Genomic DNA, 24,996 nt, shown 5'->3' on the forward strand with positions numbered 1-24,996 from the left:
GAAAACTTTAGTATCCGAGCGCGAGATCATGCTTATCAATAAGCCAGAAGCCCTCTTTGCCTAATTACAAGCTTGCAACGCCACAATCAGGGTAAACGCATCTAATTTCTAAATTCCCATGTATAGCTTCTGAGTAGAGACAAAAGCGCTATAGGTGGAAAATTAGATCCTTCAAAATACACGGTAGTTAGTCATGGTCATCTATCTTCCTTGCCTGCGAGAAATTTCAGCATTTGAGCGCGAGATTATGCTCATCAATTAGCCAGAGGGCATCTTTGCCTAATTACAAGCTTGCAACGCCAGAATGAAATTGGGGTGAAATAAGTCAGGTTCATTGATTTAAAAAATTATAGGAAAGAGCGCAGGTATAAGTGGTTTTTATATTTCAGGGATAAGCAAGAGAATATCCGACAGCAGCAGTAACTCAAAACAGAGTTACTGCTGCTTTTTGAGTCACTAGAATTATGGACAAAATAAAATATTTTATCCGCCCAAATTGGGTAAGTATAAACAGCACAAAAAAGTGAAACTGGCTATCGCTATAATGATAGGGTTCCAATTTACCTAGAACTGCTATGACAAAATTTGAAACAGAATGCCTAGAACAGCACCTACTAAAAATAGGAAAACTAGCAAAGCAAACTGGTGTTACTGTAGGCACCCTGCGATACTATGAAAGCCTAGGGTTACTGGAACCTGCCTTACGCAACAGTAGCGGTTATCGTTACTACACAGCCGATGCTGCCAGACAAGTGCAATTTATCAAGAAAGCTCAAAGACTCAACTTTTCTCTTCAAGAAATTCAGCAAATTTTGGCCTCTCGCCGTCAAGGAATAACAGCTTGTCCGCTAGTGCAAGACTTATTAAGTCGCAAAATAGATTTCTTTGAGGAGGAAATTCAGCGCATGAGTGCGTTCAAAGCTGAGTTGGAAGCTTATAAAAAACTTTGGACAAATCGAGCTTCAGACAATCCCGATAGCGAGGAACTTTGCACTTTGATTGAGGGAATGAAGGAGGGTTGATCAGTTCGCTATTTCAGCTTTAACTACCTTCCCGTCTTCAATAACTGGCTGAGGTTGTTGAGGTCGTAAAATTTTCCCAAATTTAGCATACAAAGCTGGCAAAACTAACAGAGTCAAGGCAGTAGAAGTAAACAATCCTCCTAAAACTACTACTGACAAAGGTTGCAAAATTTCCTTTCCCGCGCCTCAATAGACACGAAATTGAGCTACACCAATAGGAATTTCTCTATTAACGCCAACAAATTTAGTAGAAATTCGGTATAGCCAAACGTTAGAAACACCTCTTATTCTTACATCGTTTAAAACAAGTTTAAGCTTCGCTTCTGACGCAACTGGTTGAGAGATTTTCACTACAATTTGGTTGTCTAAAATAGAAAAATCAGCATTAATTTTTCCTTTCACATCGTCTGTTAAAGTGATATTGTTGCTGACTATTAACCCCTTTGGAACATCAATAATCAGATGAGAAAGAGGGCTACGGCCTTGAGGAATGTGCAACCTAATCGTATGCCGAACAATCCTCGACCGAGTTTGAGGAAATTGTACAGCTCCATCAATATGAGGACTAGATCCTATGCTGGCACCGGCATAGTCAGCAGCAATCGGAACTGTGAGAGCTAAAGCTACAGCCGAACAGATTAGCCTTTTCATTATTTTACTCCTGTATGACAACCGATCTCGTTAATCAAGCCTCAGAATCCTTAGTAAACGACTCTGTTATTATCTAAATTGACATATTGAGATGAAATCAGGATGAAATTTTTGACCGTTCAAGCACATTTATCCAGAAATCAGATTTTCAAAAGAAAATATTCATTCCTGTGGTGGTAAGTTGCTACTGCCGAGGGTGCGATGGGATAGGATCAAGAATAGTGTGTATCAAGATATTTTTTATACTCACAACACAACATTTTCTTGAGCGAGAGGGCAAGGATAACTCGGATCGCCTGTTTCTACTTGGAGCGTAGTATGCTCAATACCAAAAAGGTCGTGCAGCTCTCGATTTATCTGCACTAAAAAAGCATCACCAGTATAAGCTGTAGGCATTACCAAGTGAGCTGTGAGGGCTGTCTCAGTTGTACTCATTGCCCAAATATGAAGGTCGTGAACACCAGTTACGCCAGGGAGTCCAGCTAAATAAGTGCGGACTGCAAGGGGTTCAATGCTTGCTGGTACGGCATCTGTTATTAAGTTGAGGGATTCTTGGAACAATTGCCAAGTCCCTAACACAATAACAACAACAATAATCAAGCTCATAATAGGGTCAAACCAAAGCCAGCCAGTTGCCACAATAGCGATGCCAGCCAGCACCGCACCCAAAGATACTGCTGCATCAGCAATCAGGTGGAGGAACGCGCCTCTGATGTTCAAGTCATTATGACGATCGGCCATAAACATTAAGGCACTTCCCGTATTAATAGCGCTGCCTACGGCTGCAACGCCAATAATTGTACCGCCTGATACTGAGCTGGGTTCTGAAAAGCGTTGAATAGCTTCCCAAGCGATCGCCCCTGAAGCTACCAGCAGAAAAATAGCGTTCAACAGAGCCGCCAAAATGGAAGAACGACGCAGCCCATAGGTGCGGCGTGCTGTAGGTCGCCGACGGGCCAGGATGGTTGCTCCCCAAGCCAGTAGCAGACCTAAAACATCACTCAAATTGTGACCTGCATCGGCAAGTAGGGCAAGGGAATTGGCAAGAATGCCATAAACTGGCTCAATGATGACAAACCCCGTGTTGAGTGCGATGCTGATGGCAAAGGCACGGTTGTAATTACCACCTCCGTGGTCGTGTCCGTGTCCTCCGTGACTGTGATTGTGAGACACGATCGCTACCCTTGAAGCTTGTTTCTCTTGCCCTACCCAACAGGGAAAATTTACTGATTAAAACTAAAGCGACCGTCTACTTTTTTCCCGCCAATATCCGAAGTAATTTTCACCTGATACTGACCCGCTGCCTTTCCAGGAAGCAAAGCCGTGTAGCTTTTTTCTTGAGCTCCATAGGTCATGGGAAGTGTCTTTTGACTACCATCAGGTAGCTGAATTTGAGCCGTTACTTTAGCATTAGAGATTTCTTCGTTATTGTCTTCTTTTAGAAGATGGAAATCTAAACGAGTTCCATTATCTTCTTTCTCAGAGACAAACTCTAAGTGATAGGGATCTGACTCGACAACTTGAGCGCCTTTGTGAGACGCGCCGGCATGGGTAGAGGGTTCTTTTTTTGCTGCTCCATCGGACGACGCGGACTCGGCAGGCTGTGCACCAGTAGAACTAGCATCGGAATTGGCGGCTTGGTTGCTGTTCCCACAAGCTCCCAAGAAAAACAGACCCACACTTCCTAGAACAATCAAGCCTGATTTGAATAAATTCATGTGCTTTACTCGTTGCATTCAATGATTAGTAATTCTAACAAATTTTACATCATCTTTATCTTGCATACTCCCCTAAGAATTAATGGCAATCTTTAGATTAATTAATCTGTGCGAAACTCAGCTACACCTATGGGAATCTCTGTATCACTACCAATGACTTTAGCTGAAAATCGGTACACAGAAGTAGAATCGAGAATGGGTTGTTTAACTTTGTTGAAATTAATATCAATCCTGCTGCCAGGAGCGACGGGTTCCACGAAGTCTAATATAATGTTTCTGCCATTGACAGAAACATTGATGCTAATTTTCCCACCCTTGTGTTCCAGCACCTCAATATCATTACTCACACCGACAGTGGGTGGAATGGCAATAATTATCTGGGTAACAGGGTTGCTGTTTTCAGGAAAGTGTAATACGAAAGTTTGTTTGACAAGCCGCCAGCGAGTAGGGGAAGAGTACACGTCTCCGTCTACATTGGAAAGCCTACTCTCATCTGTCTCGAAACTTGCATAGCTAGGAGCCATTAAAACTGTACTAACCAGAGTCAATGCAACCGCATTAATTAGTATTTTCTTCACATTATTTTTTTGGAACCTAAACGAATAAGAAAATCGGAGCAATATACCGCGAAAATCACTTTTCAAAAACAGCTTGAACTACCTTTCCGTTGTCAGAAACTGGCGGTGTTTGTTTAGGCACTAAGAATCTACCAAACTTGGCGTACAACGCGGGTAACACCAGAAGCGTTAATGCTGTAGAAGTAAACAATCCGCCTAAAACTACTACTGACAACGGTTGCAGGATTTCTTTTCCCGCGCCGCCTTCTAATGCTAAAGGTGCTAAACCTAAAGCTGAAGTTGAAGCGGTCATCAAAATAGCATTGAGCCGTTCCATCGATCCTTTAATAATTGCTTCCTTAAAAGGCATTCCCTCGGCAAATTTAGTGTTGTAGTTGTCTACTAAAAGCAAGCCGTTGCGGGTGGCAACGCCAAATAATGTAACAAAGCCAACCAGGGAAGCTACAGAGATGATGCCACCAGTTAAAGCTACCGCGATTACTCCTCCCACTAATCCGAGGGGTAAATTAATCATAATCATCGCAGTTGAAGGAATTGACTTGACGGACAAGTACATCAATACTGTAATTACAAGAAAAGAGATCGCACTAAATATCATAATATTTTGCGAAGCTCTTTGCTCGGCTTCAAATTGACCGCCGTACTGGATAAAATAGCCAAAAGGCAACTCCACCTCTTGTTTGACTTTAGCTTGAATTTCATTCACAACCGATCGCAAATCCCTACCTTTAGCATTAGCGGCCGCCACAATCAAGCGAGAAACATTCTCGCGGTTAATCGTATTGGGGCCAGTACCGTATTTGACAGTAGCAACTTGGGCGAGGGGAATTTTATTACCGCTTGGAGTATCAACCAACAAATTCTGAATAGTTTCTAAGTTATTTCGGGCTTCAGGCTGCAACCAAACAACTAAATCAAAAGTTTGCTGAACTTCTAAAACTTGAGAAACAACTTTGCCGTTTAAAGCTGTCTCAATTATTTCAGAAAGCTCTCCGATTTTCAAACCGTATCTACCCGCTGCTTGGCGGTTAAACTTAATTTGAATTTGTTGCACGGGCACCTGCGGTTCGAGTTGCAAATCCACAATTCCCTCAACTGTTTTCATTTGCTCTTCAACTTTTGCCCCGAGGCTGCGAAGCTGATCCAAATCCGGGCCAAAGATTTTGACAGCAATCTGACTTCTGACACCAGATAAAACCTCATCCATCCGGTGAGAAATAAAACCGCCGATATTTGGTGCAACTCCCGGCAATTTAGCAAATTCCTGCCGCAGCGCCTCCAAAGTTTTCGGTCTATTTTTCATGCCCTCCTCGCTCAAACCGATATCAATGTGAGCTAAATTGACTCCCGCAGCATCCGCATCTCCCGGAGCTCTGCCCGATCGCACTTGCACGTATTCAAACCTGCTATCATTCTTAAGTGCATCTTCAATAGCAAAAGCTGCGCTATCTGTTGTCTCCAAAGACACCCCCGGATAAAGCTGAATAGTATTCACCAAAGTTTGCTCCTGAAACTCAGGCAAAAACACCCGTCCAAACGAAGGCAAAATAATTAATGCAGCCACCATGCTAGCAGCAGCAAAAGCTAAAATAATCCACGAATAGCGCATTGACAATTCTACAAAAAAAAGATAGGTGCGCTTGCAAAATCTCGGCAGCCAAGGTTCCTCGGATCTCATGCGTTTAGTAGGCAACAAGATAGCGCAGAGGGCCGGAGATATTAACAGCGATTCCAGACTAGAAATCACCACAACTATCAGATAAGTAATCCCCATAGGCGTAAAAACTCGACCTTCTATACCGGGTAAAGTAAAAATTGGCGAAAACACCACAATCCCAATAACAGTCGCTCCAATTAACGAATCGCGCACCTCCTGACTGCCATCAAAAATCACATCCATTACCGGGCGAGGATGAAGAGAAGCCTTATTTTCTCTCAAATTGCGGTAGGTATTTTCCGCATAGACGATCGCATCGTCGATCGCAGTGCCGATCGCCACCGACAAACCCCCCAAAGTCATCGTATTTAATCCCAGCCCCAGCCAATACATCGCCAGCAGCGCCAACAGCCAAGTCAGAAAGAAATCCAGCAAAACCACCGCCAGAGTGCGCCAATTCATCAAAAACGGGATAAGAATAAGGGTGACGATGATGCTGCCTTCAACTAAAGCCGATCGCACATTCTCCACCGAAGAATTAATATATTCTTCCTGTCGGAAAGTCACAGTAACTTTAATATCTTTTGGTAGAGCTTCCTGTACCTCAGCCATTGCTGCCTCAACCGCTTTCGTTACCGCTGGAGTATCAGCAACGGGCTGTCTGTTTACCATCACAATCACAGCTTTTTTGCCGTTAAAGCTGCCGTCGCCCCGCTTGATAGCAGCACCAACCTTGACATCAGCGACATCACCAATTCTGACGACTGTTCCTTGCCGAGATGCGATCGCAGATTGCTGCAAATCTTCCACAGACTCAATCCGCCCCACCCCCCGGATTAAAGTTTCTCGATCCGGCGTAATTAAATACCCCCCTGGCGCGTTAACATTCGCAGCCGCTGTCGCTTCGGCAACTTGCTGCAACGACACATTAAAAGCTTTTAACTTGGCAGGTTCTACTAATACTTGATATTGCTTCTGATCGCCGCCATAAGCCACGACTTGGGCAACGCCAGTCACGCCTAAAAGGCGGTTTGTGACTTGCCAGTCAACCAGACGGCGCACTTCCATCAAAGGAGTAGTTTCCGAGGTAAAAGCATAGGTAATCACCAGACCGACAGGTGAAGTTGTCGGAGATATTTGCGGTGTTTCTACCCCAGCCGGGAGTTTGCTTTGCGCTAGCTGCAACCTTTCTGTTATCAACTGGCGCGCTTGATAAATGTCAGTTTGCCAATCAAAAATTACCTTAACTGCAGAAAGGCCCACAGCAGAAGCCGATCGCACTGCTGTTACCCCAGGAGTTCCGTTAATCGCACTTTCGATCGGCAGTGTTACCAAAGACTCGATTTCTTCCGGCGCGAGCCCCGGTGCTTCCGTCTGAATTTCTACCTGTGGCGGTGCGAAAGGCGGGAAGACATCGAGCGACATTTGGGGGATGATAGAAAATGTCCAAAGACTAACAATAATGGTGGCGACAACGACTAGCCACCGGCGGTTTATTACCCATCTAAGAATAGTGCTGAACATTTTATTAGCTTTGAGTTAATAGATACATACTTCTGGCCATTAAATTGCTATATCCACGCAATTGTTTACTTCAAACTCTTGACTTCTTCCTCTTGAGTTTTAACGTGATGGTTGTCATTGTGTAACACCAGTTCAGTGTCTAACGCCGATGCAGAGGCGGAAAAACCATTATTTGCGGCATGGTTTCCTGAATCCGCTGCTAATGCTGGCAATTTGCGCCGATTTCCCAACAACACGCCTGCTGTGAAAGTTAGGGATGCGATCGCAATTCCTCCCCCTATTCCCGCCCACCATAAAGACACGGGTAAATTATTAAAATTAACCTCTGTTGCCTTTGGAGTTGCCTCTTTCTTTTCCTCGTCTTCTGAGTGTTTATCGCTGCCGCCCCGTAAAGATTGGGCGTAAAGTTGAGGTGCTCGCTGCGTTACTATCAAATCTCCCTCGAATAAACCGGTTTTAACTTCAACTAAATCTCCAGCAGTTTGACCGGGTTCAATTTCAACAGCTTGATAAGCATTGCCATTTTGGACGTAAACGGTTTTTTTCCCGCTAACCTCCACTATTGCTGCACTCGGAATTGCTAAAATATTTGTGGCAGTTTTGTCGGTTAAAATCTCCAACTCAGCAAACAGTCCTGGCTTTAATTCGCCGTTAATATTATCTATTTCTGCTTTCACCGGCACAACCCGCGTTTCTCCTTCGACGGATGACCCAATGAAGGCGATTTTTCCATTGAAAATGCGATCAGGTAAATTAGCGACTTTTACCCTGACTACCTGACCCTGTTTTACTTTATTTAGGTCTTTTTCGTAGATATTGGCGGTGGCAAAAACGCGGCTGTCATTTAAGAGACTCATCAACGGTTTTTCAGCGTTTACTGACTCTCCTGGAGTGATTTCGCGATCGGCTACCGTCCCCGAAATCGGAGCAACTACGGTAACGAGTCCTCGATCGTTGGCAACCGTTCCTAATTGTTGGAGCCGCGCTTGATAGGGTGCGTCAGCCAAACGAATGCGCGACTGAGCAACTTGGACGGCAGTTTTGCCGCGTTTGAGTTGGTTCTCGGCTTCTAGGACTTCCCGGCGGCTCTGAGCTCTGGTAAGTTGAGCTTTTGCTTCTGCAACCATGCCTTGAGATTCCCGCAATTCCCGCATTGGGAGGTCTACTTCGGCTTGTTTAATTTCGGTTTGGGCTTGGATAACTTCAGGACGGCTTTTTGCCTTAGCAACAGTGGCTTGTGCTTCGGCGAAGTGCGCTTGCGATTCCAGCATTGTGCGCCGCGCGATCGCTCCTGATGCCACTAATTCTTTGTCGCGCTCGAACTGTTCTTTTGCCACAGTCAGTTCAGTTTCTGCCCGCGCTATTTCGGCTTGCGCTATTTCAACTTGGCGCTGATAGTTTTCTTTAGCGGCTTGCACAACTGAACGCTTGTTTACTAATTCTTGTTCTTGCTGGTACTGCTTAGTTACCGCCGTCAATTGGGTTTTGGCTTGGGCGATTTCTGCTGCGGATATTTGAAGTTGGCGATCGTAATTTTCTCGTGCTAGTTTTAGATCTCCTTGTGCTTGCTGCAAATCTGCCTCAGCTTCAGCACGTTTCGAGAGAGATTCAACCCGCAATTGTCCTAATTCTGAACTCGATAAAACCGCAACCGGTTGACCTTTTGATACTTTGTCCCCAGGCTTAACTAGCAACTCTACTACTTTCCCAGCAACAGGAGCCGTCACTTCTACTTTTTCGTTGGGTAAAGTTTCAATTTGTCCTGTGGTTTTGATGCCAATATCTAGTCGCTGGCGAGCGGCAGGGGAGACTTTAATACCTAATCGTTTTGCTGTTTCAGCATCGACAGAAATAGCAGTAGGAGTTTCAGTTGCTTCGTCGCTATGCTTAAATTCATCTCCGTGGCCAGCGTGGGCAAAAGCGGGGGTGGACTCGATGAATAACAAAAGAGTCAGGAGTATTCCCGAAAAGTGAACAATCGGTGCTGAGGAGCGGACACGGGGGTAGTATTGCATGATTGAGTAGGGGAGAATCTGAACTCAAAGATCAGTTTTGCAGATAAAAATGAAATCCGGGTGAAATATGGTGTTACTGTTTGTACCAAGCTTGCCGCCACTCTTTCATTTGCTCGATTTCTTGCTTTTGCGAAGTCACAATCTCTTGGGACAATTTGTTTATTTCCGGCCGCTTCGACTTCTTCAAAGCATCTTGGGCCATCACTAAAGCTCCTTCGTGGTGGGGAATCATCGCATTGATAAATCGCAAGTCAAATTGGTCGTCAGCGGCCCCTAAATCCATGCTCATCATCATGCTTTGCATTTGTTCGGGAGTCATTGCCATCGTGTGACTCATTGGAGCGTGATAAGCCATTGGCGTACTGCTGGCTTTGGCATACCAAGCTTTTCGCCACTCTTTCATTTGATTGATTTCGCGGTTCTGAGCGGCAATCATCTCATTTGCTATTTTTTTCATTTCCGGGCGTTTGGATTTATTTAGTACCTCTTTTGCCATGTTTACTGCACCTTGATGGTGCAGTGTCATGCCATCAATAAATCGCAAATCGTACTCGGCATCAGCCGGGCCTAAATCCATTGACATATTGTGATCCATGCCATGATTCATGCCACCCATGCCACCTTGTGCCGCGTCTGGCTTGTTGTTCACTTCGGTTGCAGCCGTAACGTTTGGGGCTTGAGTTTGGCTTGTAGGAGCTTTTGAACAAGCTGCGAGCACTCCGCTGGTTAGGGCGGCTGTGGCGATCAATGTCAGCCCTGCAAAGCCGGTTTTTAATGAAATTGGTTTCATACATTTTATATGCTTAAAACGACTATTTATCTTCAGCTTTCCACATATAAATGAAATTAGGATGAAATTTTCGACTGGGAATTGTAAAAAATTATTGCTGTGCTGTCGATCGAACTCAAATTTAAGATTTACAGGACTCACAACCTAATTATGTAGGGTGCACAGTGCGCGCCTTACCCCTATGGGTAGGGTGTCAAACCACTTTTTCCATAATTCCTGATTAATTTCGCAATCCCCCTTGACACTCCAGTGGACTAGAGAAGTCCAAGCAGTTGACTCAGCCGCCGTTGTTTAAGCCGATCTCAAGACGAAGTTGGTGACAATTCAAACTGTGAAACCGGAAAATGAAGTTAGGAAAGCGATCGCATCTGTTGGCTATCCAGGCGCTTGAAGACAGAAGTCAGAATATTACCCATTCCCAATTTCAGAGTGCATATATGGATCACCTCACAGTCAAACTCCAAGGCATGAGTTGAGTCGATGGCCCCTTCTGCTGGTATCCAGCGCGTTTTTGCTGAAGTTGGACTAGACCCAAAAGCAGCTCAAATCTAAACACTGCAAGCACCAGGGAAAATTGTAGCGATGCTGGGAGATGGGATTAACGATGCTCCGGCTTGGGCAATAGCGGATGTGGGAACTGCGACGCTGCTCACGTAAGGGTATAAATAAGCTTTCAGGTGTTGACATATCATTAGTTGCTGATATGATGATATAAAAGAGCTTTGTATTGAAGCTAAGCATATGATTGTCTCTGCTCAATCCCAGTCCACTCGCTTGAAAGCAAAACTCTTTCGTGGGTTTTCCGATCCATCACGATTGGCGATTTTGGACGTGCTGCGATCGCGTCCAATGACCGTGAGTGAAATTGTTGAAGCAACCGGGCTATCGCAATCTAACACCTCAAACCACTTGGGCTGTCTCCGTGATTGCGGTCTGGTAAACACCCTGCAGCAAGGACGGTACACCAGTTATCAACTCGCCGATGCACGAGTTGCTGAGATTTTGGAAATGGTTGAAGAGTTACTGGCTGATGTAGCAAAAGGAGTTTATGAATGTACCCGCTACAACTGCTCAGAGAACGAATAACAACAAGCTAAACAGGAGGCACGATGTCAGACTGTGGATGTCACATGGAAGCCAAGAACGCAGCCGAGCGTAAAACGTTGCGAATTCTGTTACTTATCAATGGCACAATGTTTGTCGTCGGAATTGTGGCAGGAGTTTTAGCGGATTCAACTGCCTTAGTTGCAGACTCATTAGATATGTTTGCAGATGCTTCAGTTTACACGATGTCGCTGTATGCAGTTGGCAAATCGGCGCATCACAAGAATCGTGCAGCGACTCTAAGTGGTATTTTTCAGATCACGTTAGCCGTGATGGTTGTCGTCGATGTGATTCGACGGTTTGTTTGGGGAAGTTCACCGGAATCAGGTTGGATGATGGCAATGGCTTTTTTGGCCCTGATTGCTAACAGTTATGGTTTGTACCTTCTCTCAAAGCATCGTAAGGGTGAGGTACATATGCGGGCAAGTTGGATATTTACGCAGAATGATGTAATTGCAAATTTTAGTGTGATCGTCGCAGGTTTCCTAGTCACTCTATTTAATTCTCGGTTTCCTGATTTAATTGTTGGATTGGGAATCGCAAGCCTAGTCGTTTGGGGTGGAATCAGTATTATTCGAGATACACAACGTGACAGAATGAAGCAACAACGGCTGTAGTAATACCGCTTAACAGGTTTTGCAGCAACGATTTGAACGTTTCTCGCTTCGTTTTAGTTTTTTCATCGCCGAGACATAGAAACAGTACCAAAAATAGCTATGAGTAAAATGTACTCCAGCAACTTTACTTTGGAACAATGGGAGTTGATTGAACCTTTTATTTCACCTCCAACATCTAGGGATCGTCACCCAAGGTTGAGGTGTGGAATGTCCTGAATGCAATCTTTTACCTGTTAACCCAAGGCTGTACTTGGCGTGACTTATCGGGAGACTTCCCACTTTGGCAGAGCGTCTATCGCTACTTCTGCACCTGGCGTAAAGACGGAACTTTGCTGAGGCTACATGACCGACTTAGAGCCTGGGTTAAAGTTAGCCACAACCGAGCGGTGAGTCCGTCTGAAGCCATCGTGGATAGTCAAAGCGTCAAAAATGCAGCAATGGTAAACCAAGCAATGGGATGTGACACAGGCAAGCAAATAATATGAGTCAATAATTTTTACTTAACATGAGCAAAACGATAATAATTCTTACTCTCGATCGCAACTTGTGACCGCAAACTTGAGCTAACTAGCAGCCAAACTTTTAACTCAATAATTTACCAAATTGTTAGCTTTGGAGATATAGTATGAATATATGTTCATAAGTTAATTATGTTTTTCCATCTAGGAGGCATCATGAAAAAGACAAAAGCATCAGATTCCGGCTGCTGTAGTTGCAGTCACGACGATCGCCCCGATCTCAGTAATGAGAATCATAACCATGACCACAGCCACAACCACGGGAACGGAGATTTTAACCTGAAGCAAGAATTGATTCCTGTGATATCGGTTGTTGTCCTATTTGTTGGCGGTTTAATTTTTGAAGAAAAACTGCACAACACGCCCTATTCTATAGGTGAATATCTGGTTTTCATCCCAGCCTATCTTTTAAGCGGATGGAATGTTTTAACCAGTGCGGGTCGCAACATTCTGCGAGGTCGATTTTTTGATGAAAATTTCTTAATGACTATAGCAACACTCGGCGCTGTAGCCATTCACAAACTCCCTGAAGCAGTCGGGGTGATGTTGTTTTTCAAAATCGGAGAACTTTTTCAAGAATTTGCTGTAGGGCGATCGCGTCAATCGATCAAATCGCTTTTAGAAATTCGCCCAGATTATGCCAACCTCAAGGACAACGGCGACATTAAAAAAGTTGCACCAGAAACAGTAGTCATCGGCGATATCATCCTTGTCAAACCGGGAGAAAAAATTCCCTTAGACGGTGAAATTATAGACGGCAATTCTCAGCTTGACACGTCTGCACTAACTGGAGAATCAGTACCTCGAACCGTGAAAGTTGGAGAAACAGTTTTAGCAGGAACAATTAACCAGACAGGAGTTCTCACCGTCAAAGTTACTAAACTCTTCGGTGAATCTTCAATCTCCCGAATTCTGGAATTAGTAGAAAATGCCAGAAGCAAAAAAGCTGAGACTGAGAAGATGATCAGCAAATTTGCCAGTTACTACACGCCCTTTGTAGTCTTTGCATCGCTAGCAGTGGCTTTAATTCCGCCTTTGTTCATTTCAGGAGCAACTAATGCAGACAGATTTTTGTGGGTTTACCGCGCCCTAGTCTTGTTAGTTATTTCCTGCCCTTGCGGATTGGTGATTAGCATTCCTCTGGGATACTTTGGGGGAATTGGCGGTGCAGCCAAGCGCGGGATTTTGGTTAAAGGCTCGACTTTTCTAGATACTCTGACAGCAGTCAAGACAGTTGTTTTGGATAAAACAGGAACTTTGACAAAAGGAGTTTTTAAAGTAGCACAAATTGTGCCTAAAAATGGTTTTTCCCAAACAGAGTTGATGGCAATAGCGGCTAAAGTAGAATCTCAATCCAATCACCCAGTCGCGAAATCTATTATGGAAGCTTACGGCGGAAAAATAGATTCATCGGATGTGAAAGATTACGAAGAAATAGCGGGGCACGGCATTCGGGCGAAAGTAAATAATCAAATTGTGCTTGCCGGAAATGACCGTTTGCTGCACCGAGAAAATATCCCTCACGATGTCTGCAATGCTGAAGGTACGATCGTACATTTAGGGGTAGACAACCGCTACGCTGGGTATATTTTGATTGCTGACGAGCTTAAGGAAGACGCTGTACAGGCTATTCGCGACCTCAAGAAACTGGGTGTTGAGCGAATCGTGATGCTCACAGGAGATAATCAAGCTGTAGCTGAGAGTGTTGCGAAAAAGCTCGGTTTAGATTCCTACTTAGCTGAGTTATTACCTGAAGGAAAAGTAGAGGCGATCGAAAAACTGATCTCCCAATCTAAAAAAGGCGATAAAATTATCTTCGTCGGGGATGGAATTAATGATGCACCCGTACTTGCTAGAGCTGATGTGGGCATAGCAATGGGAGGTTTGGGTTCGGATGCGGCGATCGAAACTGCCGATGTTGTAATTATGTCAGATGCACCCTCCAAGGTGGCTGAAGCCATCCAAATTGCCAGAAAAACTCACAATATTGTTTGGCAAAATATCATTTTTGCCCTGTCAATTAAAGCGATATTTATTGGTTTGGGTGTTTTTGGTTTAGCGACAATGTGGGAAGCAGTTTTTGCTGATGTTGGGGTGGCTTTAGCAGCTATTTTCAATGCGACTAGAGTTTTAAAGTAGTCGGCTGACAACTCCAGGAGGGCGGGCAATTCCTTCCTCCTTGTAGCAATTTGTAGAGGAAAGCAAATGGAAAGTATGCTCAAAATTCTGTTGGGAAGTCTAGCTCTTAGTATTATTCACGCATTAATTCCCAACCACTGGATGCCTTTAATTGCGATTGGTAAAACTGAAAATTGGTCTCGCAGCGAAACTTTGCGGGCTACAGTAATTACAGGAGTTGCTCATACCCTCAGCATTATCCTAATTGGAATTGTCGTCGGCTTATTCGGTTACAAGTTCGCTGCTACCTATGTAGAGGCCGCTGAAATAATTGCGCCTTTAGTTTTATTAGTTTTAGGAATTATCTATCTTTTGGCAGAGTTAGATAGTTCTCGCAGGCACCACCACCATCACGCGGAAACAGTTAATTTAACTACCAAGCGATCGCAATTTCAAATCCTAGCTGTTTTAGGAACAGGAATGTTTTTCTCGCCTTGCATCGAAATAGAAGCCTATTTTTTTTCAGCAGGAACGATTGGTTTGAGCGGCATACTTGTAGTTTCTGTGGTCTACTTAGTTGTGACAGTTTTGGGAATGGTTTTGCTAGTAGACTTGGGAATGAAAGGAGTTAATGCTTTAGAAGAAAAGCTGCATTTTTTCGAGGCTCACGAACAAGGATTAACCGGAGCAGTATTAATCCTTCTAGGAATTGTGGCTTATTTCATCAAAGTGTAAAATGGTTGGTAATACAATTTAGTCTTGGGAAATATCCAGCACAGGAAAAAATATTATGCGTCGTCAACGTTCCATGCCTTGGATTCACCGCTATTCTCGTCCGCTCACGGCAGGAATTGCCTCGATAGGGGCTGCGATCACTGCTTATCTAACAGTGGTTAAGTTATCCAACGGAACGGCAGTTTGTCCGATCGAAGGCTGCGATATCGTGCTTTCGAGTCCTTATGCCTATGTCTTTGGTTTGCCTCTTTCTTTGTTCGGTTTTTTGGGCTATTTGAGCATGATAGTTTTTGCCGTAGCTCCCCTATTGGTCAATCCCGCAGAACAGAAGAGTCTCCGCTCTAAGTTAGAGTCTTGGACGGGACTATTTCTGTTTGCTGGTAGCACAGCTATGACGATTTTCAGCGGCTATCTGATGTATGTACTGGCTGTTGATATTAAAGCAGCTTGTATTTACTGTATTGCATCTGCTTTGTTTGCAACTAGCTTGTTTGTCTTAGCATTAATAGGTCGCGAATGGGATGATATCGGGCAACTATTTTTTATAGGAATTGTGGTGTCTATGTTAGTGCTGATTTCCTCTCTGGCTCTTTATGCCGATGTGAATAATCTCGGTACAGCTAACGAGACTAGCATCAAGACTACGACATCTTCCGGTACTTCAGAAATTGCTTTAGCGCAGCATTTAAAAATAGTGGGTGCTAAAATGTACGGCTCTTTTACCTGCGATCATTGTCAAGCACAGAAAGCAAGTTTCGGCAAAGAAGCGGCGGGCATTATCAATTATATTGAGTGCAATCCTCAAGGGAAAAATGCTCGGCGGGATCTTTGCGAAGCTGCGAAGATTCAAGGGACTCCCACTTGGGAAATTAACGGTAAGTTTTACCAAGGGCAAAAATCTTTGCAGGAGTTAGCGGATTTATCTGGCTATCAGGGAACTCGCGAATTTAAAGAGCTCTCAAATCAGGAACGTTGACAAGAGTGATTTCTGGCGATCGACTTAATCATAGTCGATCGCACTTAAATTAAATTATCCGAAATCCGGTTAAATGCGCCCTACTCTCACCCGCAGCCCAAGCAAACGGCGCTGCAATCCAAATCCGATCGCCATCCCCGCGATTACAATGCCTGTAAAGTAAGCTAAAACAGTCAACCGCACTGAAAGAGGAGGCGCGACTCCCTCAACTTCAATACTTTGTAAAACCTGGAATGGTGAAAACTGACGGGCCCCGTTGGGTTGGGGAGAAACTTCTACCTCTACTTTGTGAGGTGCGCCATCAAAAAACTGCTCTTGCCATATCAGTTTTCCGGCTGCATCCGGGACACCTTTGTAGGCAAAAGCAATCCAATCATTTTCGAGTTGGGTGACTTTAACATTGAACAATACATCTGTGACTGGCTGATTTGTTTTGGTATCGGTGACTTGAACTTGTAAATTAGCAGCTTTCCCTACTGTCGCACTAACATCTCCAGAAAGTCGCACCTGTAAACCCTGAGATTGCACAATGGGGCTAGTTTTTTCTGTCGGTTTAGATTCTGTCATGTGAGACATTGGCATCGACATCTCAGACTGGGCAATTTCAGCACTGACATTAACATATAACAAGGTAGCGATCGCAATTATTATCGCCCCACTTAACAGCAATCGCACTCTTTCAGGCGCTATTTCTCCTGCTTGGATTTTGGGCTTTCCTCCAATCGCCAAGCCGCCACCTAGCCCAACAACCAACAAAATCACAGCTAAAATCCCAAAATTGCGATACTTCACCCCGTTTTCCGGCACGGATAGTGTTAAAGTTTGCTGAATAGGAGTAAAAGCATTTTCTGCGATCGGAGTCACCTTTGCTAACAATTGATAATTTCCCCTAATGGGCAGCATTTGCTGGATTTGTAACTCACCTTTAGCTGCAACAGCCTCTATATCCAGCAACTTTGTTCCCTCCACGATCGGAAAATCGGTGGTAAACCAATGATTTTTAGGCGGAGTTAAAATTGTCAAACTAATTCGAGCATTCTCTAAAGGAATCCCCGCTGCATCTAAAGCTTGCAGCTTTAACGACACTGGAGATAAAGGTGTAGTTGCCTCGGCTTCAAAGGGTAAAATCTGGCTGATTGGGGGTTCAGAAGTCAGTCGCACAGTTGATTGTGGAGACTGCGAAAACCCTACCCAACCATAGAAAAAGATACTCATCATGCAGACAGCACTGATGAGCGCAGAAAACTTTAATTTTGACATTTTAATTCTGGACTTTTAAGGAATCTCGCGCGGGGTGGGGGCGGGTTTATTTAACCTGTCTGCACTCTGAGAAAGCTCGCAGGTTTACCCGCCCCAACAGGTTAAACGAATCGCACTGCAATATCTCAAATAAAAACAATCTTGTTTAGTGACAACTAACCATCAAAGTGTGGTGGCGCAGAGAGTGTACCTTGTTATGGACGGCGGGATAAGTTGTAAAGTAAACAGTCCAGACAGTCAAAGCGCATAGGGAGATGTAGAGCGTCGCTTGCACGGGTGTTGAAAGCGTCAACCGTGCCGTTTGTTGCCAAACCGAAGAAGAAGAAGATTGAGTAGTCATCATGTACCTCGCAGATGAATAAAGTAAATTTGGGCATCGGCGGGCATCCTGACTTGGAGAACTTGTCTCCTTCACAGTTGCGGGACAGTGCCGGACTTACACCGAACTTTCCCCGTTACCTCTGGTGGCTGTTCCTCACCAGAACCGATTTGATATTCAGAGCATATCACACATTCTGTTGCTGCATTCACATTACCTGGAGTGTTAGATAAAAAATACACAACTTCATATTTCTTGCAACTTTGGCGGATTTTGAGCAATACGACTGATGAAATTTAACAGAATTTGTGAGATTATGAAAATAATATGAAAATTATTTAACAATAAAACCAATGACTCACCCCGAAAACAGACCCAGCCTTCCTGAAGTCCACCGCAGCGTCCCCGTTCCCAACAGCAAAGGTTTCTGGCGTAAAATGCTGGCCTACGCAGGGCCGGGATATTTGGTTTCAGTGGGTTACATGGACCCCGGAAACTGGGCGACTGACTTAGCGGGGGGAGCCAAGTTTGGCTATGCGCTATTAAGTGTGATTTTGCTATCTAATTTGATGGCAATTTTGCTGCAATCACTCTGCGTGCGTTTGGGAGTGGCAACGGGACGAGATTTGGCACAAGCTTGTCGAGATTATTTCAGTCCGCGAGTCAGTTTTTTGCTGTGGATACTTTGTGAAATTGCTATTTCTGCTTGCGATTTAGCTGAACTTGTTGGAAGTGCGATCGGACTGCAATTGCTATTTGGTATTCCCTTAGTTTGGGGAGTGTGCATCACTGCGCTAGATGTAATAATGGTATTATTTTTACAAGGAAAAGGCTTTCGTTATATCGAAGCTTTGGTGATTACGATTATTGCAATTATTGGCGGTTGTTTTATTGCAGAAATGATTTTTGCAAAACCTGATGCCGGAGGAGTTTTACTCGGTTATGTTCCCAGCCTAGAGATTTTGCAAAATCAGGCAATGCTTTATATTGCGGTGGGTATTTTGGGGGCAACTGTGATGCCGCACAATCTTTACTTGCATTCGTCGATCGTGCAAACTCGCTCTTGGGAAGAAACTGCTGATAAAAAATGGGAAGCAATTAAATTTGGCACAATTGATTCCACCGTAGCGCTGTCAATAGCTTTGTTTATTAATTCAGCAATTCTGATATTGTCGGCTGCAAGCTTTCATTTTTCCGGGTATCAAGAAGTAGCAGAAATTCAAGATGCTTACAAACTGCTTTCTCCGGTACTGGGTGTGGGTTCTGCTAGTGCAATTTTTGCCTTTGCTTTATTGGCTTCGGGGCAGAACTCAACCTTGACAGCAACTTTAGCAGGACAGATTGTGATGGAAGGGTTTCTAAATTTTCGGCTGCGACCTTGGTTGCGGCGCTTGCTGACTCGACTGATTGCAATTGTGCCGGCTTTGATCGTAATTATCTTGTTTGGTGAAGGCAGTACAACTAATTTACTGGTTTTCAGTCAAGTGATTCTCAGTTTGCAATTACCCTTTGCAGTAATTCCCTTGGTAATGTTTACCTCAAACCGCAACTTAATGGGAGAGTTTGTGAATCCATTTTGGCTGAAAGCCTTAGCTTGGTTAGTGGCTAGTATTATAGTAGGATTAAATAGTTGGCTGTTATTGCAGACTATTTTCTAGTAATCTGCGATTGCGGTAGAGGCAGGAACACATTTAATATTTGATGCCTTAATGTGTCCATATAAAATGGGAGAAAGAGTAAGAGCGTTAAAGTTGTTACGCTCAGTAACGCCAGGAATGCTATTGATGTGGGATAGAGGCTTACATTCTTATGCGATGGTAGAAGCTACAGTCAGTAAAGGTTGTGAGTAGAAGAGTGCGAATTCCATCCAACGTTAAATTCTTAAACCAAACACTATTAGATGATGGTTCATATTTGAGGAAAGATTTATCCATCAGGCAAACTAAGAAAAAAAAGATTTAAGCCCATACAGGTAAGAGTAATTGAGTACACAATTGAGGCTCCCGAACACCCAGTCACACAAATTAGATATCGTTTAATTACGAGCTTGTTGGACGCTGAAAAATTTCCAGCCCAGTCACTTGCTTGTGAATATCATCAACGTTGGGAAGTCGAGAATACTATTGATGAAGTCAAAGTACATTTATTGGGAAGAAAAACTCATATTCGTTCTCAAAGACCGAAAGAAGTGGTACAAGAAATTTATGGTTTACTACTAGGACCGAAGAGCTGTACGGTCATTAATTTTTCAAGCTGCAAGCAGTGCCGGTGTTTCACCATTGCGTCTGTCTTTTACTGGAACATTACGAGTGATTCGTCGTGCTCTGCCAAAATTCCAGCGGTTACAACCACAAGAAATTCTCTTCTTTTGAATTGGTTAACTTTAGAGATACTTGACCAACTTCTACCTGAAATGGTTCATAGAAACAACCCAAGAGTTGTGAAAAAGCCTGTCTCAAAATTTCGCTCTAAACAAGTTAAACACAGAGGTACTGGAATAATAATGAATCCTCCTGTATTTATTGTTTTAAGCACTGCATAGCCCTTAACTGAACCGTATTGGCGCAGAAGGGACAGGTCCACACTTGGCCTTGATTGAAGGGAAGCATGACTCCCTGCGTGCGATCGGCGCCCCAATCTAGGATACACCGACTTTGAAAACACGCCCTAGGGATTCAAGAGACAGCAGATCATGGTGTCCAGGGTGTTGATTTCTCCTTTTTAGAGGTTCTCAAAAATTTCTTTTCATTCCCCCTTGACACTCCAGTGGACTGGATACTGCAAGATAGGATTAACCCCTCAAAGGAAAGGAAAAATACAACCATGACACTACAGCTAAAAGTCCCTAACATGGCGTGTTCAGCTTGTGGCGAAACCATTACCAAAGCCATCAAGACAGTAGATGCCGCCGCAAATGTTCAGGCAGATCCCAAAACCAAACTGGTCAATATCCAAACTCAAGCATCTGAAGCCGCCATTACAGAGGCAATTACAGTGGCAGGTTATCCCGTTACCTGTCACTAAAGATTTCTCAGACCCATTTTAAGGATGAAAATAAGGAGATTTTGTATGGAAAACGCCACTATGAAACTGCGAGGCATGAGTTGTGCCTCTTGTGCAAGTAACATCGAAGAGGCAATCCGCTCAGTTCCGGGAGTTGAGACGTGCAATGTTAATTTTGGAGCTGAACAAGCCAGCGTTACCTATAATCCCAGCCAAACTGATGTAGCAGCGATTCAGGATGCCGTGGATGCGGCTGGATATTCTGCTCTGCCGATGCAAGATGATGTACTTGCCCCAGAAGATGATGCAGAACGGCAGGCGCGGCAAAGTGAAAATCAGGACTTGACCCGCAAGGTGTGGGTTAGCGGTATTATCAGCGCCGTTATCGTGATTGGCTCGCTGCCTGCGATGACGGGATTGCCTATTCCCTTGATTCCCATGTGGCTGCACCATCCCTGGCTACAACTTGTACTCACTACTCCAGTATTGTTTTGGGCGGGTAGGTCTTTCTACATCAATGCCTGGAAAGCCTTGAAGCGTCATACCGCGACAATGGATACGCTAGTAGCGATCGGGACAGGGGCAGCTTACCTCTATTCTCTATTTCCCACCTTCTCTCCCCAGTGGTTTATCAGTCAGGGTCTTAAACCAGATGTGTACTTTGAAGCGGCATCTGTAATTATTGCATTGCTCTTGCTAGGACGACTGTTGGAAAACCGCGCTAAGGGACAAACCTCAGAAGCAATTCGTTCTCTTATGGGTTTGCAGGCAAAAACGGCGCGGGTAATTCGTAATGGACGAGAAGTGGACATTCCCATCGCTGAGGTAGTGTTGGAAGATGTCATTCTAGTTCGTCCGGGTGAAAAGATTCCCGTGGATGGCGAGATTATTGATGGCTCCTCAACGATTGATGAGGCAATGGTGACGGGTGAAAGTGTACCCGTGAAAAAGCAGCCTGGTGATGAAGTGATTGGAGCGACTATTAACAAGACTGGAAGCTTCAAATTCCGAGCCACACGAGTGGGTAAAGATACGTTTTTGGCGCAAATCGTTAAACTGGTGCAGCAAGCGCAAGGCTCCAAGGCACCGATTCAGCGATTAGCCGATCGCGTTACGGGATGGTTTGTCCCTGTTGTGATTGCCATTGCGATCGCTACCTTCATCATTTGGTACAACATCATGGGCAACGTCACAATGGCATTGATTACCACCGTGGGCGTGCTGATTATTGCTTGTCCCTGTGCGCTTGGCTTAGCCACGCCAACCTCGATCATGGTGGGTACAGGTAAAGGGGCAGAAAACGGAATTTTGATTAAAGGTGCAGATAGTTTAGAACTGGCGCACAAACTGCAAACTGTTGTTTTAGACAAAACAGGCACGATTACCCAAGGTAAACCCACTGTAACGGACTTTATAACGGTTAATGGTACCGCCAATGGTAACGAGCTAAAACTTCTGCGCCTCGCTGCATCCGTCGAACGGAATTCAGAACATCCTCTGGCAGAAGCGGTGGTGCAATATGCCCAATCTCAAGGAGTGGAGTTGACGGATTCACGGGAGTTCGAGGCTCACGCAGGCAGTGGTGTGCAAGGGTATGTATCCAATGAATCGGTGCAAATTGGAACTCATCGTTGGATGAATGAATTGGGAATTGATACCAGTAGTTTGCAGCAACCGTGGGATCGATTGGAATATCTCGGTAAGACGGTTATCTGGATTGCCGTAAATGGCAAAGTAGAAGGAATTATGGGCATTGCCGATGCCGTGAAACCATCTTCTGTTGTCGCAATTCGCACTTTACAAAAGATGGGATTAGAAGTGGTAATGCTAACAGGTGATAACCGTCGCACGGCGGAAGTCATAGCGCGGGAAGTCGGCATCAAACGAGTTATTGCAGAAGTTCGTCCCGATCAAAAAGTCGCTCAAATCGAAAATCTTCAGGCAGAGGGCAAAATTGTCGCAATGGTGGGGGATGGAATCAATGATGCGCCTGCTCTAGCTCAAGCTGACGTAGGCATGGCAATTGGCACAGGAACAGATGTCGCGATCGCAGCGAGTGACATTACCCTGATCTCTGGCGATTTGCAAGGCATTGTTACTGCCATCCAACTGTCTCGCGCTACGATCCAAAACATCAAACAAAATCTGTTTTTTGCCTTTGTCTACAATGTGGCAGGCATTCCCATCGCCGCCGGAATTCTTTTCCCGATTTTTGGATGGCTCCTCAATCCAATTATTGCCGGGGCAGCAATGGCATTTAGTTCCGTTTCTGTAGTAACAAATGCCTTGCGTCTCCGTAACTTTCGACCCAAAAATGTTGGCTAATTTGATTCGTGCTTAAGAGGGACTAATGATGAACAAGCAACTTACATTTTTAGGAACATTAGCAGGATTTGGCTTTCTGCTTGGGGTAATTTCCGGTTCAATTTTTGGAGTGTTAACGTAGCCTATTTTTGCACTCTGATGAATGAAACATCGAACGATAGCGCGGGTTTTGTCAATCACGAAGGAAATTTACTAAATACCTTTGTTCAAAACCCGCTCTTACTCCCATAATCTTGTTTATTTTTTAGGAGGTTTTCAAATGAGCGGCAAAACAACAATTATCGGTACTATTGCTAGTCTCGGGGTTGTACTAGGAATGTTATCTGGTGAAGGAATAGCGCAAAATACCCATGAAACACACCCAACTCAAACACAGCAAAGAAGTCAGTTTCATCGCATTGAACAACCCTTAAGTAACAAGATTTTAGTGACTTTGGCTGGACTCGGATTGATTAGTTTAGAACTTTGGTGGTTTCTCCTTAGCAAACCCCAATCTCAGAAAGCAGTTACAGCCAGTGGAGGAATTCAAGAAGTAACCGTCACCGTTGATGGTGGTTATGAACCCAGCCGCATTGTTGTGCAAGCTGGACAACCAGTGCGTCTTAACTTTCACCGCCAAGATCCTAGCAGTTGTTTGGAACAAGTCTTAATTCCAGATTTTCATATTGCAGCAGATTTGCATCTGAATCAAGTAACCTCTGTTGAATTCACACCTAAAAAAGCTGGCAGTTATGTCTTTAGCTGTGGCATGAATATGTTTCGAGGCGAAATTATCGCCACCGAAGACCAACAACTTGCATCAACGGGGTTCGAGGAACCTCAAACAGTAACAGAATCCCAGTTCAATTCATCCCTGTCAACACATCAGCCTGAAACAATAATTGACGCTGAAGCTATGCAAATCAATCCAACTGTTGACCAGGGCATCCAGAAAGTGACTATCGTTGTTAACAAAGGCTACACGCCCAATCATCTGGTAGTTAAAGCAGGTAAACCCGTTCAACTCAATTTTTTACGCGAAACTTCTAGTGGTTGTTTAGCGAAAGTGCTGATTCCCGATTTTGGCATTGCTACCGATTTGTCTTTGAATCAAGTAACAGCCATTGAATTCACTCCCGAAGACGTAGGAAACCACACTTTTAGTTGTGGCATGAATATGTTTCACGGTACCATAGAAGTGCAAGCCGCTAACGTCTCTGACCCAGATGAAATGGCTGCTCAGGCCTTAAATAACTGACCGTCAACCAAGTGCGATCGCTCGAATGGTTTGTCCAGACGCCTACTGCTACCCAAAGTTGCGACATTCAGGCGATCGCCACTCTGTCATTCAAAAAAATGTCTAGCCCCTCTTGACTCTCCACTCGACTGGATAGTTTATCATAAGCTTAGAGTTGGATTCAGTAGAGGAAATGAGTATGTTAGTTCAAGAAAAGCAAAAACTCATTGGTTTAGTTGCGAAAGAAAGCGGTGTACCGATCAAAACCATTCGCTACTATGAGGAACTCGGTTTAATCAAGGCATCAGGCAGAACCGAGGGGAAATATAGATTATTTAATTCTGATATTTTGAATCGGCTAAGGTTTATTAAACGCGCCCAAACTTTGGGATTAAGTTTAGCCGAGATTCAAGAATTATTGACGGTTCACGATGGGGGAGAGTTGCCTTGTGAACACATCAAAGTCCAGTTGCAAGATAAACTGCTCGCTATCGATCTACAAATTCAGCAACTATTTATCCTCAAACTAGAGTTGGAAGGATTACTTTCAGGTTCGCCCACCTTACTAGAAAAGGTTGATTCCATCATTTGTCCTCTGATTCAAAAAAAGTAAATTTTTCTATAACTTAATTGTTTCGATCGGTATGTCAACGGAGGTTATAGAAGTTAACACACTGGTTTCTTATCAAAAAATAATATCGCTCAACACAACTGCCCCATACACTGATTAAGGCAAGTTCAACACTTATGGTCAAAGTCGGAAAATCAGGGTTTATATATCTTCTTGGTGCCTAAATATTAGAGTTGCAACACATTAAAAAAGATCAATTAGCAGGTCAAATACTTGACA

22 protein-coding genes, 3 pseudogenes and 1 riboswitch are annotated in these 24,996 nt (G+C 44.2%); of the genes and pseudogenes, 14 read left to right on the plus strand and 11 right to left on the minus strand.

The window, feature by feature from the left end:
• Window positions 1–575 precede the first annotated feature (575 nt).
• Window positions 576–1,022: a heavy metal-responsive transcriptional regulator gene (locus tag QUB06_RS01520; protein ID WP_333233850.1), complete on the plus strand. Its 447-nt coding sequence runs from the start codon at window positions 576–578 to the stop codon at window positions 1,020–1,022.
• Here QUB06_RS01520 and QUB06_RS01525 read toward each other — a convergent pair.
• The 8 genes and pseudogenes from QUB06_RS01525 to QUB06_RS01560 form a co-directional block, all read right to left on the minus strand.
• Window positions 1,023–1,208, minus strand: a pseudogene (locus QUB06_RS01525) (efflux RND transporter permease subunit); the annotation flags it as partial.
• On the minus strand, window positions 1,209–1,673 hold the full coding sequence (locus tag QUB06_RS01530; RefSeq protein ID WP_333176565.1) for a hypothetical protein: 465 nt from the start codon (window positions 1,671–1,673) through the stop codon (window positions 1,209–1,211).
• 246 nt (window positions 1,674–1,919) lie between these two features.
• The gene (locus tag QUB06_RS01535) at window positions 1,920–2,846 is read right to left on the minus strand and encodes a cation diffusion facilitator family transporter (protein ID WP_333176562.1); all 927 of its coding nucleotides are present in this window, start codon (window positions 2,844–2,846) and stop codon (window positions 1,920–1,922) included.
• Between the two features lie 50 nt (window positions 2,847–2,896).
• Window positions 2,897–3,391, minus strand: coding sequence for a hypothetical protein (locus QUB06_RS01540; RefSeq protein WP_333176559.1), 495 nt, complete (start codon window positions 3,389–3,391; stop codon window positions 2,897–2,899).
• 101 nt (window positions 3,392–3,492) lie between these two features.
• Window positions 3,493–3,969, minus strand: a complete 477-nt coding sequence (locus QUB06_RS01545) for a DUF2808 domain-containing protein (RefSeq protein ID WP_333176556.1) — start codon at window positions 3,967–3,969, stop codon at window positions 3,493–3,495.
• Window positions 3,970–4,024: 55 nt separating this feature from the next.
• On the minus strand, window positions 4,025–7,150 hold the full coding sequence (locus QUB06_RS01550) for an efflux RND transporter permease subunit (protein ID WP_333176553.1): 3,126 nt from the start codon (window positions 7,148–7,150) through the stop codon (window positions 4,025–4,027).
• Between the two features lie 65 nt (window positions 7,151–7,215).
• On the minus strand, window positions 7,216–9,165 hold the full coding sequence (locus QUB06_RS01555; protein WP_333176551.1) for an efflux RND transporter periplasmic adaptor subunit: 1,950 nt from the start codon (window positions 9,163–9,165) through the stop codon (window positions 7,216–7,218).
• Between the two features lie 73 nt (window positions 9,166–9,238).
• Window positions 9,239–9,955, minus strand: a complete 717-nt coding sequence (locus QUB06_RS01560; RefSeq protein ID WP_333176548.1) for a DUF305 domain-containing protein — start codon at window positions 9,953–9,955, stop codon at window positions 9,239–9,241.
• A gap of 344 nt (window positions 9,956–10,299) precedes the next feature.
• Here QUB06_RS01560 and QUB06_RS01565 point away from each other — a divergent pair, with 344 nt between their 5' ends.
• Window positions 10,300–10,431 (plus strand): hypothetical protein, encoded by a 132-nt coding sequence (locus tag QUB06_RS01565; RefSeq protein WP_333151757.1) that lies wholly within the window; start codon window positions 10,300–10,302, stop codon window positions 10,429–10,431.
• Window positions 10,432–10,503: 72 nt separating this feature from the next.
• Here the strand turns inward: QUB06_RS01565 and QUB06_RS01570 are convergent, their stop codons facing one another.
• Window positions 10,504–10,647 (minus strand): hypothetical protein, encoded by a 144-nt coding sequence (locus QUB06_RS01570; protein ID WP_333302392.1) that lies wholly within the window; start codon window positions 10,645–10,647, stop codon window positions 10,504–10,506.
• 49 nt (window positions 10,648–10,696) lie between these two features.
• Here QUB06_RS01570 and QUB06_RS01575 point away from each other — a divergent pair, with 49 nt between their 5' ends.
• The 6 genes and pseudogenes from QUB06_RS01575 to QUB06_RS01600 all read left to right on the plus strand — a co-directional run bounded on the left by QUB06_RS01575 (window position 10,697) and on the right by QUB06_RS01600 (window position 16,023).
• The gene (locus tag QUB06_RS01575) at window positions 10,697–11,041 is read left to right on the plus strand and encodes a metalloregulator ArsR/SmtB family transcription factor (protein WP_333151755.1); all 345 of its coding nucleotides are present in this window, start codon (window positions 10,697–10,699) and stop codon (window positions 11,039–11,041) included.
• Window positions 11,042–11,085: 44 nt separating this feature from the next.
• The gene (locus tag QUB06_RS01580) at window positions 11,086–11,676 is read left to right on the plus strand and encodes a cation transporter (protein WP_333151753.1); all 591 of its coding nucleotides are present in this window, start codon (window positions 11,086–11,088) and stop codon (window positions 11,674–11,676) included.
• Between the two features lie 191 nt (window positions 11,677–11,867).
• Window positions 11,868–12,161 (plus strand): annotated as a pseudogene (locus tag QUB06_RS01585) (transposase); the annotation flags it as partial.
• Window positions 12,162–12,350: 189 nt separating this feature from the next.
• Window positions 12,351–14,333 (plus strand): heavy metal translocating P-type ATPase, encoded by a 1,983-nt coding sequence (locus QUB06_RS01590; protein WP_333151751.1) that lies wholly within the window; start codon window positions 12,351–12,353, stop codon window positions 14,331–14,333.
• A gap of 66 nt (window positions 14,334–14,399) precedes the next feature.
• Complete coding sequence (locus QUB06_RS01595; RefSeq protein ID WP_333151749.1) at window positions 14,400–15,047, plus strand: hypothetical protein; 648 nt, start codon at window positions 14,400–14,402, stop codon at window positions 15,045–15,047.
• Window positions 15,048–15,102: 55 nt separating this feature from the next.
• Complete coding sequence (locus QUB06_RS01600) at window positions 15,103–16,023, plus strand: vitamin K epoxide reductase family protein (protein WP_333151747.1); 921 nt, start codon at window positions 15,103–15,105, stop codon at window positions 16,021–16,023.
• Between the two features lie 69 nt (window positions 16,024–16,092).
• Here the strand turns inward: QUB06_RS01600 and QUB06_RS01605 are convergent, their stop codons facing one another.
• Window positions 16,093–17,283 (minus strand): hypothetical protein, encoded by a 1,191-nt coding sequence (locus QUB06_RS01605; protein ID WP_333151745.1) that lies wholly within the window; start codon window positions 17,281–17,283, stop codon window positions 16,093–16,095.
• Between the two features lie 145 nt (window positions 17,284–17,428).
• A complete protein-coding gene (locus QUB06_RS01610; RefSeq protein WP_333151742.1) occupies window positions 17,429–17,626 on the minus strand; it encodes a CbtB-domain containing protein in 198 nt (65 codons plus the stop codon).
• An 18-nt stretch (window positions 17,627–17,644) separates the two neighbouring features.
• Window positions 17,645–17,787, minus strand: a riboswitch (cobalamin riboswitch).
• Between the two features lie 168 nt (window positions 17,788–17,955).
• Here QUB06_RS01610 and QUB06_RS01615 point away from each other — a divergent pair.
• The 6 genes and pseudogenes from QUB06_RS01615 to QUB06_RS01640 all read left to right on the plus strand — a co-directional run bounded on the left by QUB06_RS01615 (window position 17,956) and on the right by QUB06_RS01640 (window position 24,759).
• Window positions 17,956–19,260 carry an Nramp family divalent metal transporter gene (locus QUB06_RS01615; RefSeq protein ID WP_333151740.1) on the plus strand — a complete coding sequence of 435 codons (1,305 nt, stop codon included), beginning with the start codon at window positions 17,956–17,958 and terminating at the stop codon, window positions 19,258–19,260.
• Between the two features lie 9 nt (window positions 19,261–19,269).
• A pseudogene (locus QUB06_RS01620) lies at window positions 19,270–19,974 on the plus strand (transposase); the annotation flags it as partial.
• Window positions 19,975–20,425: 451 nt separating this feature from the next.
• Window positions 20,426–20,626, plus strand: a complete 201-nt coding sequence (locus QUB06_RS01625) for a heavy-metal-associated domain-containing protein (protein ID WP_333151738.1) — start codon at window positions 20,426–20,428, stop codon at window positions 20,624–20,626.
• Between the two features lie 45 nt (window positions 20,627–20,671).
• Complete coding sequence (locus QUB06_RS01630; protein WP_333384110.1) at window positions 20,672–22,930, plus strand: heavy metal translocating P-type ATPase; 2,259 nt, start codon at window positions 20,672–20,674, stop codon at window positions 22,928–22,930.
• 259 nt (window positions 22,931–23,189) lie between these two features.
• Window positions 23,190–24,167 (plus strand): cupredoxin domain-containing protein, encoded by a 978-nt coding sequence (locus tag QUB06_RS01635; RefSeq protein WP_333384107.1) that lies wholly within the window; start codon window positions 23,190–23,192, stop codon window positions 24,165–24,167.
• Window positions 24,168–24,345: 178 nt separating this feature from the next.
• Window positions 24,346–24,759, plus strand: a complete 414-nt coding sequence (locus QUB06_RS01640; RefSeq protein ID WP_333142771.1) for a heavy metal-responsive transcriptional regulator — start codon at window positions 24,346–24,348, stop codon at window positions 24,757–24,759.
• The last annotated feature ends 237 nt before the right edge of the window (window positions 24,760–24,996 follow it).

The sequence above is a fragment of the Microcoleus sp. D2_18a_D3 genome (assembly GCF_036702455.1).
GTDB lineage: Bacteria > Cyanobacteriota > Cyanobacteriia > Cyanobacteriales > Microcoleaceae > Microcoleus.

Excerpts from the sequence above, each read along its gene's own strand:
- QUB06_RS01625 (WP_333151738.1), top strand. The coding sequence starts at position 20,426 with ATGACACTACAGCTAAAAGTCCCTAACATGGCGTGTTCAGCTTGTGGC.
- QUB06_RS01605 (WP_333151745.1), bottom strand. The coding sequence starts at position 17,283 with ATGTCAAAATTAAAGTTTTCTGCGCTCATCAGTGCTGTCTGCATGATG.
- QUB06_RS01520 (WP_333233850.1), top strand. The coding sequence starts at position 576 with ATGACAAAATTTGAAACAGAATGCCTAGAACAGCACCTACTAAAAATA.
- QUB06_RS01530 (WP_333176565.1), bottom strand. The coding sequence starts at position 1,673 with ATGAAAAGGCTAATCTGTTCGGCTGTAGCTTTAGCTCTCACAGTTCCG.
- QUB06_RS01595 (WP_333151749.1), top strand. The coding sequence starts at position 14,400 with ATGGAAAGTATGCTCAAAATTCTGTTGGGAAGTCTAGCTCTTAGTATT.
- QUB06_RS01600 (WP_333151747.1), top strand. The coding sequence starts at position 15,103 with ATGCGTCGTCAACGTTCCATGCCTTGGATTCACCGCTATTCTCGTCCG.
- QUB06_RS01575 (WP_333151755.1), top strand. The coding sequence starts at position 10,697 with ATGATTGTCTCTGCTCAATCCCAGTCCACTCGCTTGAAAGCAAAACTC.
- QUB06_RS01565 (WP_333151757.1), top strand. The coding sequence starts at position 10,300 with ATGAAGTTAGGAAAGCGATCGCATCTGTTGGCTATCCAGGCGCTTGAA.
- QUB06_RS01580 (WP_333151753.1), top strand. The coding sequence starts at position 11,086 with ATGGAAGCCAAGAACGCAGCCGAGCGTAAAACGTTGCGAATTCTGTTA.
- QUB06_RS01640 (WP_333142771.1), top strand. The coding sequence starts at position 24,346 with ATGTTAGTTCAAGAAAAGCAAAAACTCATTGGTTTAGTTGCGAAAGAA.
- QUB06_RS01630 (WP_333384110.1), top strand. The coding sequence starts at position 20,672 with ATGGAAAACGCCACTATGAAACTGCGAGGCATGAGTTGTGCCTCTTGT.
- QUB06_RS01550 (WP_333176553.1), bottom strand. The coding sequence starts at position 7,150 with ATGTTCAGCACTATTCTTAGATGGGTAATAAACCGCCGGTGGCTAGTC.
- QUB06_RS01615 (WP_333151740.1), top strand. The coding sequence starts at position 17,956 with ATGACTCACCCCGAAAACAGACCCAGCCTTCCTGAAGTCCACCGCAGC.
- QUB06_RS01540 (WP_333176559.1), bottom strand. The coding sequence starts at position 3,391 with ATGAATTTATTCAAATCAGGCTTGATTGTTCTAGGAAGTGTGGGTCTG.
- QUB06_RS01555 (WP_333176551.1), bottom strand. The coding sequence starts at position 9,165 with ATGCAATACTACCCCCGTGTCCGCTCCTCAGCACCGATTGTTCACTTT.
- QUB06_RS01635 (WP_333384107.1), top strand. The coding sequence starts at position 23,190 with ATGAGCGGCAAAACAACAATTATCGGTACTATTGCTAGTCTCGGGGTT.
- QUB06_RS01570 (WP_333302392.1), bottom strand. The coding sequence starts at position 10,647 with ATGATATGTCAACACCTGAAAGCTTATTTATACCCTTACGTGAGCAGC.
- QUB06_RS01590 (WP_333151751.1), top strand. The coding sequence starts at position 12,351 with ATGAAAAAGACAAAAGCATCAGATTCCGGCTGCTGTAGTTGCAGTCAC.
- QUB06_RS01560 (WP_333176548.1), bottom strand. The coding sequence starts at position 9,955 with ATGAAACCAATTTCATTAAAAACCGGCTTTGCAGGGCTGACATTGATC.
- QUB06_RS01610 (WP_333151742.1), bottom strand. The coding sequence starts at position 17,626 with ATGATGACTACTCAATCTTCTTCTTCTTCGGTTTGGCAACAAACGGCA.